Origin of the sequence: Diplocloster agilis (genome assembly GCF_019042275.1) — a bacterium.
In the GTDB taxonomy this organism is placed as follows: Bacteria; Bacillota; Clostridia; order Lachnospirales; family Lachnospiraceae; genus Diplocloster; species Diplocloster agilis.
The window spans coordinates 89009-99254 of sequence record NZ_JAHQCW010000020.1; the positions used below are offsets into that span (position 1 = coordinate 89009).

At 49.2% G+C, this 10246-nt stretch carries 9 protein-coding genes; 6 read left to right on the plus strand and 3 right to left on the minus strand.

What is annotated here, in order from left to right:
• Positions 1–144: 144 nt before the first annotated feature.
• A complete protein-coding gene (locus KTH89_RS12935; protein ID WP_238721979.1) occupies positions 145–549 on the minus strand; it encodes a PH domain-containing protein in 405 nt (134 codons plus the stop codon).
• Between the two features lie 226 nt (positions 550–775).
• Between KTH89_RS12935 and spoVT the strand changes: the two genes are divergently transcribed.
• Both spoVT and KTH89_RS12945 read left to right on the plus strand, forming a co-directional pair.
• Positions 776–1324: a stage V sporulation protein T gene (gene spoVT / locus KTH89_RS12940; protein ID WP_158346112.1), complete on the plus strand. Its 549-nt coding sequence runs from the start codon at positions 776–778 to the stop codon at positions 1322–1324.
• A 10-nt stretch (positions 1325–1334) separates the two neighbouring features.
• The gene (locus tag KTH89_RS12945; protein WP_158346114.1) at positions 1335–1544 is read left to right on the plus strand and encodes a hypothetical protein; all 210 of its coding nucleotides are present in this window, start codon (positions 1335–1337) and stop codon (positions 1542–1544) included.
• On the opposite strand, the gene KTH89_RS12950 is transcribed toward KTH89_RS12945, so the two are convergent.
• Together KTH89_RS12950 and KTH89_RS12955 are read right to left on the minus strand one after the other, a co-directional pair.
• Positions 1501–2118: a M15 family metallopeptidase gene (locus KTH89_RS12950; protein ID WP_238721980.1), complete on the minus strand. Its 618-nt coding sequence runs from the start codon at positions 2116–2118 to the stop codon at positions 1501–1503. The genes KTH89_RS12945 and KTH89_RS12950 overlap by 44 nt on opposite strands.
• Positions 2119–2377: 259 nt before the next feature.
• Complete coding sequence (locus KTH89_RS12955) at positions 2378–3829, minus strand: nicotinate phosphoribosyltransferase (protein WP_238721981.1); 1452 nt, start codon at positions 3827–3829, stop codon at positions 2378–2380.
• Positions 3830–4076: 247 nt separating this feature from the next.
• Here KTH89_RS12955 and KTH89_RS12960 point away from each other — a divergent pair, with 247 nt between their 5' ends.
• From KTH89_RS12960 to KTH89_RS12975, 4 genes are read left to right on the plus strand one after another with little or no spacing between them, the layout of a single operon-like run.
• Positions 4077–5762 carry a two-component system response regulator gene (locus tag KTH89_RS12960; protein WP_238721982.1) on the plus strand — a complete coding sequence of 562 codons (1686 nt, stop codon included), beginning with the start codon at positions 4077–4079 and terminating at the stop codon, positions 5760–5762.
• A gap of 19 nt (positions 5763–5781) precedes the next feature.
• The gene (locus KTH89_RS12965; RefSeq protein WP_238721983.1) at positions 5782–6981 is read left to right on the plus strand and encodes a GGDEF domain-containing protein; all 1200 of its coding nucleotides are present in this window, start codon (positions 5782–5784) and stop codon (positions 6979–6981) included.
• A gap of 15 nt (positions 6982–6996) precedes the next feature.
• Positions 6997–8229 carry a GGDEF domain-containing protein gene (locus tag KTH89_RS12970; RefSeq protein WP_238721984.1) on the plus strand — a complete coding sequence of 411 codons (1233 nt, stop codon included), beginning with the start codon at positions 6997–6999 and terminating at the stop codon, positions 8227–8229.
• Positions 8226–10070 (plus strand): putative bifunctional diguanylate cyclase/phosphodiesterase, encoded by a 1845-nt coding sequence (locus KTH89_RS12975; RefSeq protein ID WP_238721985.1) that lies wholly within the window; start codon positions 8226–8228, stop codon positions 10068–10070. The genes KTH89_RS12970 and KTH89_RS12975 overlap by 4 nt, the downstream gene beginning before the upstream one ends.
• Positions 10071–10246 lie beyond the last annotated feature (176 nt).

Consider the following 10246-nt stretch of genomic DNA (forward strand, 5'->3'; position numbering starts at 1 on the left):
TCCGATAGGAAAAATGCCGGAAAAGCCCGAAGTTAAGGGCTATACCGGCATATAAGAACATCTAACGAGATAATTGGAAATCTATTAAATGATTCATAGAAAAATTCGCCTTATAGTAAATTACACTTATCAATCAATTTATTTTCACACAAACACTACAATATACGGATTACGCTTTTTTAATTCCTGTATCAGTAATTCCTTATCCACCACGGCTATCATCATCTCCTGCCGGGGCCCCCGGATAAGGAGCCTGTCCAGGGAGGCTGCGCTGGAAGAGATGGGATTATGCGTTTTCCGCACTTCTTTTATCGAAGCTATTTCCATGCTGTCTTTAAAAAAGCCGAAATACAGGTAAAGTTTATCATCCCGGATTTCTACCCGGTTCCGAATCAGGATCGGTAAAAATATGAGATTTATCATAATCAGAACCGCCGCAAGAACCAACAGGCTGTCCGGATCCATCAACAGCTCGTATAGGGTAATCGCGTTGGCGGCGATCACAAGAAGCCAAAACCATATCGCTATTTTTCCTTTTATCTTTATCATTTCCCGCCTCGCTTGAAATCCTACCTATGTTTTTCCTTTTTTATTATATACGAAAAAAACAAATCATTCCAACACACTTTTTTGTGTAACGTATGAAGAATTTCGATTTGATTCAACAAAAAGAAGAGTCGATTCTGAGAATAATTTCCCTCGTTTTACAGATAATAGCATCATTGAAGGTACAAGTTGATTAAATGATAAAAGTAAAATGGAGGAAAATGGCATTATGAAAGCGACCGGAATAGTAAGAAGAATAGATGAATTAGGGCGCGTGGTAATCCCTAAGGAAATTCGAAGAACACTCCGGATCCGTGAAGGTGACCCGCTGGAAATCTTTACGGATCGTGAAGGTGAAATCATATTAAAGAAATATTCGCCTATAGGCGAGCTGAGTTTGTTCGCGAAACAGTATGCGGAATCACTGGCCCATACGACAGGTCATACCGTGTGCATCACGGACCGGGATATGATCATCGCGGTGGCCGGAGGATCCAAAAAAGGATTTATGGAACAGCCAATCAGCAAACAGCTGGAAAGCATGATTGACGAGCGTGAAACCCTGCTGGCCAGCAAAGACAACCGGAAATGCATCAAGATTCTGGCGGAAGATTCTGAAGAGTATACGGCCCAGGTGGTCAGCCCCATCATCTGCGAGGGTGACGCCATAGGAGCCGTCATACTGTTCAGCAGGGATGCCAAAGTGAAAATGGGAGAAGTAGAACAAAAAGTGGCCATGTCGGCGGCGGGTTTCCTGGGCCGGCAGATGGAACAATAGGAGGTGCCTTATGCTTAAAGGAGAACTGCCGATCGGATTTACCATGTCGCTGGCTATGGATCTGGAAGCCATGAACTGCTACGCGTCTTTGCCGGAACAAAAGCAGAAGGAATTGTTAAGCTACGTGAGCCGGCCGGGAGAGGGAGACGAACCGAAAAGGCGGATTGATCAGGTCATCAGCCAACTCCATCACCATCAGCTGCCTGACAGTTTCCGCTGATAGAGGTTTTCAGATTATGATATTCTTCCAGGGTCAGATCCGTCTTGGTCAGATACATGGAAAGCGGTTTTGTCACATACCGGATATGCCAGGGTTCCCAGGCATATCCGGTTATTTCTTCTTTATGCCGCGGATAACGCAGAATAAAACCGTAGAGGGGCGCAAAGCGTTTCAGCCATCTTCCTTCCTGTGTGTCGGCAAATCCGTCCACAAGATCAAGCCCGGCCGCCTCGCAGGATACGTCCAAAGACAGACCGGTCTGGTGTTCGCTGCCTCCGGCCGGGGCGATATATTTACCAACATGTACCGGGCCGGTTTCTTTTAGCCGGTCCGCGATGATCTGCGCCTGTCTTTCATAGGAACGGTAACCGGAGATGCCATACAGCGTAATACCGGAGGCGGCAGCCCGCGCAAACAAAGCCTCTGCGGCCCTGGCCGCTTCCTCGCGCATCTGTTTTTTGGGATCGCCGGGAGGAGCGTCAAAGGGAATGCGGACTTCTCGCAAATCCGGGGGAACATAATCTTCCGGAAGGCGGTTCGTCTTATTGACCAGGATATCGTAATTTTTATACAAAGGAATACCTCCTTCGTGAGGATTTAAATCCATTATATGCGGAACAAACCCGGAAAATACACTGCGCAAGCCCTCCGCACTCCCGGGGAGACACAAATGAATCCGGCTGTCCGGAGCATCCCGGCCCTTAAGCAGCGGGCATACCCAAACCCGGGGAAGAACCGTGACGGGGTGTTGACCGGACAAAAGGGTACAAAAAACGGGATGCAGTTTTTGCATCCCGTTATGCCTTGACGGCAGATTTTCATTTCAAGGCTTCTCAAGACTGGCTCATCTGCTCCAGAAGCTGGCTTTTGATTTCATACAGGCGGTTGCTTAAGTCCACGTATACCTCGTGGGGGTTGATCAGACGCCGGGCCTCATCCCACAGGGTATTAAGCTCCTCCTGACAATAGGCGCGGATATCCATAACCTTCGGGGATTCATAGACACACCGGCCCTCTTTGAATATCTGGGTCATCATCTCGCGCATGACATAGGTTCCGCCCTTTAACGTGGTTTTCTTCCAGGTCTCGATAGGGTCGAAAATCTTCAGATCCTGGGCGGGATCAAATTTGTCGTCCACGAGGGCGATCAGATCGGCTTTGATCTTGCCGCTGTCCTTTTCATAAATCCGGTAGACGGTTTTGTTTCCGGGATTGGTAATCTTTTCCGTATTTTCAGACAGTTTAATTTTCGGTATAAAGGTTCCGTCTTCCGCCTGAATGGCAGCCAGTTTATAGACGCCGCCGAAGGCGGGACAATCCTTGGAAGTGATCATGTTGGTGCCGACACCCCAGGAGGTGATCTGGGCGCCCTGGGTTTTCAGGCTGTCGATCAGATACTCGTCCAGATCGCTGGACGCGGAGATTACCGCATCGGTAAAGCCGGCGGCATCCAGCATCTTGCGCGCTTTCTTGGACATATAGGCCAGGTCGCCGCTGTCCAGGCGGATTCCGTAATTCTTTAACGGGATTCCGGCTTCGCGCATTTCCGTAAATACCCGGATCGCGTTGGGTACCCCGGATTTGATGGTATCATAGGTGTCTACCAGCAGAGTACAGGCATTCGGATACATCTCGGCGTATTTTTTAAATGCGGTATATTCATCGGGGAAACTCATGATCCAGCTGTGGGCGTGGGTACCCTTCACCGGAACGTCAAACAGCTGTCCGGCCAGCACGTTTGAAGTGCCGATACAGCCGCCGATCATGGCGGCTCTGGCGCCGTAGATTCCGGCGTCCGGCCCCTGGGCGCGCCGCAGTCCGAATTCCATAATGCCGTTCCCCTTGGCCGCGTAGCAGACCCGGGAGGCCTTTGTGGCGATCAGGCTCTGATGATTGATAATCGTAAGAATCGCGGTTTCCACCAGCTGGGCTTCCATAATCGGAGCCACTACCTTGATCAGAGGCTCCCTGGGAAATACGACCGAACCCTCCGGGATGGCATAGATATCGCCGCTGAAACGGAAGGTACTCAGGTAATCCAGAAAATCCTCGTCGAAACTGCCCACGGAACGCAGATAATCGATGTCCTCAGCGGAAAAAGTCAGATTCCTGATATAATCGATCACCTGTTCCAGGCCTGCCGCTATCGCGTAACCGCCATTGGAAGGGTTTGTCCGATAAAACGCGTCAAAGATTACTTTCTCGTTCGCCTTGTTTTTGAAATACCCCTGCATCATTGTCAGTTCATAAAAATCTGTCAACAATGTCAAATTCATTGTACTCATATTTGCCTCCATTGTGCGTTTCACAGCACATACAGGTATGGGGAAACACTGTTTTTCCGGTCCTTTCCCTGTTTAGAACCTGTTTATTTTTGCTTTAGCGTACCACAGTTACCTGGAAATATCAAGTTTTGGATAGGCAAAAAGCCCTGGTATGCCTTCAAACTGTTGCTATTTCAGGCTGATATTGTTATACTGTATAGTAATTTGTAAGGTATAGACGATCCATATCCAGGACGGAGATAAGGCTATGATGTCACAGAGAAAAATATTGGTTGTGGAAGACAATCAGATCAATCGGGAGATTCTAAAGGAGATATTATCCAAGGAGTATCAGGTATTGGAAGCGTCGAACGGGTTGGAAGCGCTTATGTTACTGAAAGAGTGCGGTGCGGAAATCTCGCTGATTCTGCTGGACATCGTGATGCCGGTTATGGACGGATATACCTTTTTGTCGAAAATCAAAACAGATCCCGCCTGCCGCTCCATCCCTGTGATCGTCACCACCCAAAGCGACAGTGATGCGGATGAGGTGGCCGCCTTGTCCCAAGGGGCGACGGACTTTGTGGTCAAGCCCTATAAGCCGCAGATTATCCTGCACAGGGTGGCGAACATCATCAATCTGCGGGAAAATGCCGCTATGGTCAACCAGCTTCAATACGACCGGCTGACCGGGCTTTATAACAAAGAATTTTTTTACCGGCGGGTGATGGATATTCTGGCCGAGCATTCGGATAAGAAATATGATATTATCTGCTCGGATATTGAAAATTTTAAACTGATCAATGATATCTTCGGGATTCCAAACGGCGACCGTCTGCTTCGGGAAATAGCCGGGATGTACAAAGATTTGGTGAGAGATTACGGAATATGCGGTCATCTCAATGCGGACCGTTTCGTTTGTCTGCTGGAACATCAATGGGAGTATACAAATGACATGTTTGCCCAATTTACCAGCCGCCTGAACACGCTGCCCTGCGCGAAAAGCGTTGTGATGAAATGGGGAATTTACGCGGTGGAGGACAGTTCCCTTCCGGCGGAAAAGATGTGCGACCGTGCGCTCCTAGCTGCCCGGAGTATAAAAGGCCAGTACGGAAAATATTTTGCCTGTTATGATGACGCTCTGCGCAATGAGTTAGTAAAGGAACGGACGATAACGGATCAGATGGAAACCGCGCTGACGCAAGGACAGTTTGAGATTTACCTGCAGCCCAAATACCGGCTGCGGGGTGACAGTCTGGCCGGGGCCGAGGCTTTAGTCCGGTGGAATCATCCGGAGTGGGGAATGCAGCAGCCGGGATCTTTTATACCTCTTTTTGAAAAGAACGGTTTTATCACAAGCCTGGATCAGTTTGTCTGGGGCAGCGCCTGCGCGGTAATGCGCGCGTGGGATGACCAGGGACTCCCTCCGCTTAACATTTCCGTGAACGTGTCCAGAGCGGACCTTTATAAGGAAGACCTGGGGAACACTCTTCTGGAGATCGTGCAAAAGCATGGACTGGATGTTTCGCGCCTTCCTTTAGAAATCACGGAAAGCGCTTACACCGATGATCCCAATCAGATTATCGAAACGGTGAACTCCCTGAAAAAGCTCGGATTTGTCATTGAGATGGATGATTTTGGAACCGGATATTCCTCGCTGAATATGCTGAATCAAATGCCGTTAGATGTCTTAAAGCTGGACATGGGATTTATGCAGAACGAGACGGCGAAGCCGATGAATCAGGGCATCCTGCGTTTTATTATGGAGCTTGCGCGGTTCATGGGCCTTAGCGTTGTGGCGGAAGGGGTGGAGACCAGGGAACAGCTTGAACGGCTTCGTGAAATCGGCTGTGACTATGTGCAGGGATATTACTTTGCCAGGCCGATGCCCTGTGGTGATTTCGAGCAATTAATAAAGAAGTCCATGGACCCTTGCGCGGCCTCTTGGGATTGAATGGAAAGGAGGCAGTCCATTGCCATTTCCTATTTATATAGGCTGGGGTCTGTTAGCGCCCGTCTGCCTGTCTTTATTTTATGGTTCTTTGAGCTATCCGGCCATGAAAGCTTTGGGATACCAGCCTAACCATAGTGTCAGGTACCGAATCAGCGTGTATCTGTTCCCTATGCTGCTGTTCCTGGGGTGGGGGATGTTCAATATTCCGCTGCCCCTTGTGTATATTCTGGCCTTCCTTGAAAAGGTGTTCCGTATTGATCGTAAAAATATGGGACATACCAAGGAGCTTATTTTGGTCAATCTTTCTCACTTGACGTCCATGGCTCTGCACATGATTCTGATTGGGGTTTTCTCCCTGATTCTGAGGATGCCGATGAATGAACTACTCCGGCAGCCTTTTTGGCGGATACTCACGATCTGCAGCGTACTGGCGGCAAACAGTCTGCTTACTTTGCTGATACCTCATACGGATATCGTGGGCGAGGTATTCCGCACCCAGGCTGAAAGCGCGGAAGTACGGCCGTTTCTCATATTTCTCTGGTTTTGCAATGCCTTTTTACTGGTGGACAGTGTGCTGTGCATATCCAGCATTGACTGGCGGTTACTGCCGCTGTTCTTGGTTGGCAGTACCGTCTTGCTCGAATTTTACCTAATACGTTTTCTTAAACATCTCTATAACCTGCTGAAAGAGCATTATGTGGAGGAGGAACACCGCAGCCTGATGAAGAAGCTGGAACAGCAGAAGCAGGATGCGGCCAAATTGCGCAGCAGGAGTGAGCGGGATCCCATGACAAAGGTTTTTACCCGCAGATATGTGCTGGAACAGACGGAGTTTTTATTAAAAGCGAAGAAGCCGTTTTCTTTTGTTTATCTTGATCTCGACCACCTGAAGCAGATCAACGATAAAGAAGGGCATGAGGCGGGAGATCTCTATATCAGCCGGTTTGCAGAAGAGTTTTCCCGGATGCTTCGCAAGACTGATATCTTCTCCAGAGTGGGCGGGGATGAGTTTGTCGTCCTGCTTCCGGGGTGTGAGGAAGAGAAGGCGGCAGAGCGTATGGAGGCCATCCGTTCCCGATTATCGGAGGAGTTTCATCCGCCGTACTCTTTTAGCTACGGCATTTTCTATGTTTCCGGCCGTAACGCCCACAGCGTGGAGCAGATTTTCCGAAGTGCGGACCTGGCGATGTACCAGGATAAACAGGCCAGAGAAAGTTAGGGGGAGGTGGAGACAATGCTGTTGATCTTGCTGACGGCGGCAGCTTATTTTTATTTTCATAGTCAGTATTTCCTCCTGTTAACCGACATTGGGGAAATACCCCGCCTGCGAAGGGGAATCGTCTATCTCGGCTTTATTGTTAACTATGCATACTTTATTGCCTGCAGCCTCCTGGAATTCTCGCTGATTTTTAACTGGCTTTTTTTCGCGTTCCTGCTGTTTTTGGAAACGCTTCTATACAATAAGGGAAATAAAATAGGATCTATGTTCAGCACATTGCTGGGAATTATATGCGGACTTGCGGTCAATATTTTCTGCCGCAGCGTAATAGCGATCCTGCTGAACCTGCCTTTGCAGAACTTCGATAACCGCACGCGGGACATCGGCAATCTGAAAGGATTTCCGGTCATGCTTGGTTTTGTACTGGCAGGGGCGGCCATGCGGATTATCAGGAGGCCGGTGTTGATTGGGCGAATTCGTTTGATTCTCAAGCATCGGCAGAATCTTTCCTTTATTCTGGAGATGATGGCAGGGCTGTTTTTTTATCTGTTTTTGAATCTGCTGTTGTATTCCACACCGCTCAATGACCTGCTGCTGAAGCTTTGGAGCATAAAATCCTGTCTGTTTTGCGTCGTGGGGTTTTATATTGCTATCCGCTATACCTGGAGAATCTGTGTGCTGGATGATTACCGGGAAAAGAACCGGCAGATTGAACGGCAGCTGGAAGAACAGAAGCGGGAGGAAGAATATCTGCGTCATCAGGCCTTTCTCGATACGCTGACCGGGCTATACAACAGGCAGTGCGCGGAAGAAACGCTGGCTTCCCTGATGGATCAGAAATCCGGTTTTTCCCTGTGCTTTCTGGATCTGGACGGCCTTAAAAATGTCAATGACCGGTACGGACATGAAGAGGGGGACCGTTATATCCGGGCGGCAGCGGAGGAGATCCGCCGTGCCTGCCGAAGCGGAATGGATTCACTATACCGTTACGGAGGCGACGAGTTCCTGGCCCTGTTCGTGGGAATGGGGGCGGCTGCGGCCGAACAAAGAGTGGATCTGATCAACGAAAGGCTGCAAAAATCGGCAAGCGCCGGGGAGTATCCCTATACTTTGTCTTTGAGCTATGGAGTTGTGGAGAGTGCGGAATTTACGGATTGGAAAGAATTGATTAAAACCGCAGACGGGAAGATGTATGAGCAAAAGCGCAGAAAACAGGCGGTAAAATGCACGCATGGAGGGCAATCATGAAGCAATTTTTGAAACGTGGACTGGCGGTACTGTTTGCTTTGCTTGTACTATTTGGCAGCATTACACTTCATACCATCGTGCAGTCTCAGCATTACAGCCGGTTAATCAATTATGTGGGCATCGTCCGGGGCGCCACCCAGCGGCTGGTAAAACTGGAATTGGAGAACCGTCCGAACGATCCTCTCATAGAGTACCTGGATGGAATTCTGAACGAACTGAACACCGGAAATGGGGAATATGGACTCCCGCTTTTGGAGGATGAAACGTACCGGCAAAATTTGTATGAGCTGAGCCGTATGTGGGGAGATATAAAAGAAATGATATCCTCCTACCGAAGCGCGGATGAAAATGAGGAAGCGCTTCTGGATCTCAGCGAAAAATACTTTGAAAAGGCCAATGATACCGTTTTTGCCGCGGATGAATACGCGGCGCATCAGACCCGTATGCTTCTGGCGATCTGCGCCGTTATGCTTTTGATTATGCTGCTGACCTGGCTGTTTATTTTTTGGGCTTATTCCCGGAAACTGCTGCTGTTGGAAAATACGAATCAGAAACTAAATGACCTGACGCGCAGGGATACCTTGACCGGAGTCTATAAGCTGGAGGAATTTAAGAAAGAGGCGCAGCATCTGCTGGATGAGGGTCCAAAAGATGAAATGGCCGTGGTCTATACGGATTTCTCGGATTTTAAATATATCAACGATGTGTTTGGCTATAACTATGGCGACAGCATTTTAAAAAAATACGGCGAGATCCTGTTGGAAGGATTGCGGGAGGGAGAGCTCTGCGGCCGTGTTTCCGCAGATAACTTCGTTCTTCTTCTGCGTTATCAGGAAAAAGAAGAAGTGGCGGCGCGTCAGCAGGCTGCCGATTGGAAAATCATACAGTTCATGCACAGCTTCTATGACCGGCAGTCTGTGCCCACGTGCTGCGGGATTTGCTGTGTGGGGGATGTCATAGAGGATTTAAAGATTGATGGTTTTCTGGACCGGGCCAATTTTGCCCGGAAAACGGTAAAAAACGGGACTAAACAAAATTATGTCTACTATGATGATAGCATCCGCAGACGGCTGCGGGAAGAAAAGGACGTGGAAAGCCGGATGCTAAAAGCGTTGGAAATGCGGGAGTTTACCGTATTTTATCAGCCGAAGGTGGAACTTAAGACTGATAAAATCGCATGTGCGGAGGCGTTGGTGCGCTGGCAGTCCCAAGACGGGACCATCATTCCGCCCGACCGTTTTATACCGGTCTTTGAGAGAAAATATATGATCGACCGGCTGGACCAATATGTGTTTGAGGAGGTCTGCCGTTTCTTGCGGGACCGGTTGAAGGAGGGAAAACAGGTTTTCCCGGTTTCCGTCAATGTCTCCAGGCTGCAGTTTTACAATCAGGATTTTGTACAGCGATACGTGGATATACGGGATCAGTACCAGATCCCGCCGGAACTGTTAGAAATTGAATTTACGGAATCCATCGCCATCGACAATGCGCTCCTTATGGCCCGGATTGTGAACCGGCTGCGGCAGGAAGGCTTTTCCTGTTCCATCGATGATTTTGGAAAAGGTTATTCTTCTTTGAGCCTGCTCAAGACGCTGCCCATTGATACCCTCAAATTAGACCGGTTCTTTTTTGACATGAGCAGCGATCCGGAGCGGGATATGGCAGTGGTGGAAGGCGTGATCGAGCTGGTACATAAATTCCGGATCCGCACGGTGGCCGAGGGAATTGAATCTTCGGATCAGGTGGAGGATTTAAAACGGATGGGATGTGACTTTGTACAGGGATATGTTTTTTACAGGCCTATGCCGGAAGCTGAATATGCACAGGTTTTGGATAGCTGAGGGGGGGCTGTCGCACTCACTTTGCGTTCTTCCCGGAGGCTTCGTATGTCTGCTGCTTACGGCTTGGAACCGCGGGCGGTATCCGGGGACGCTCCGGGCGGCCGGGTTCTTTTGTATCTCCCTGGGAGCGCGGAGGGCTTGCGCTGGAATACGCTAAGTGAAATCGAAAAGCCGGG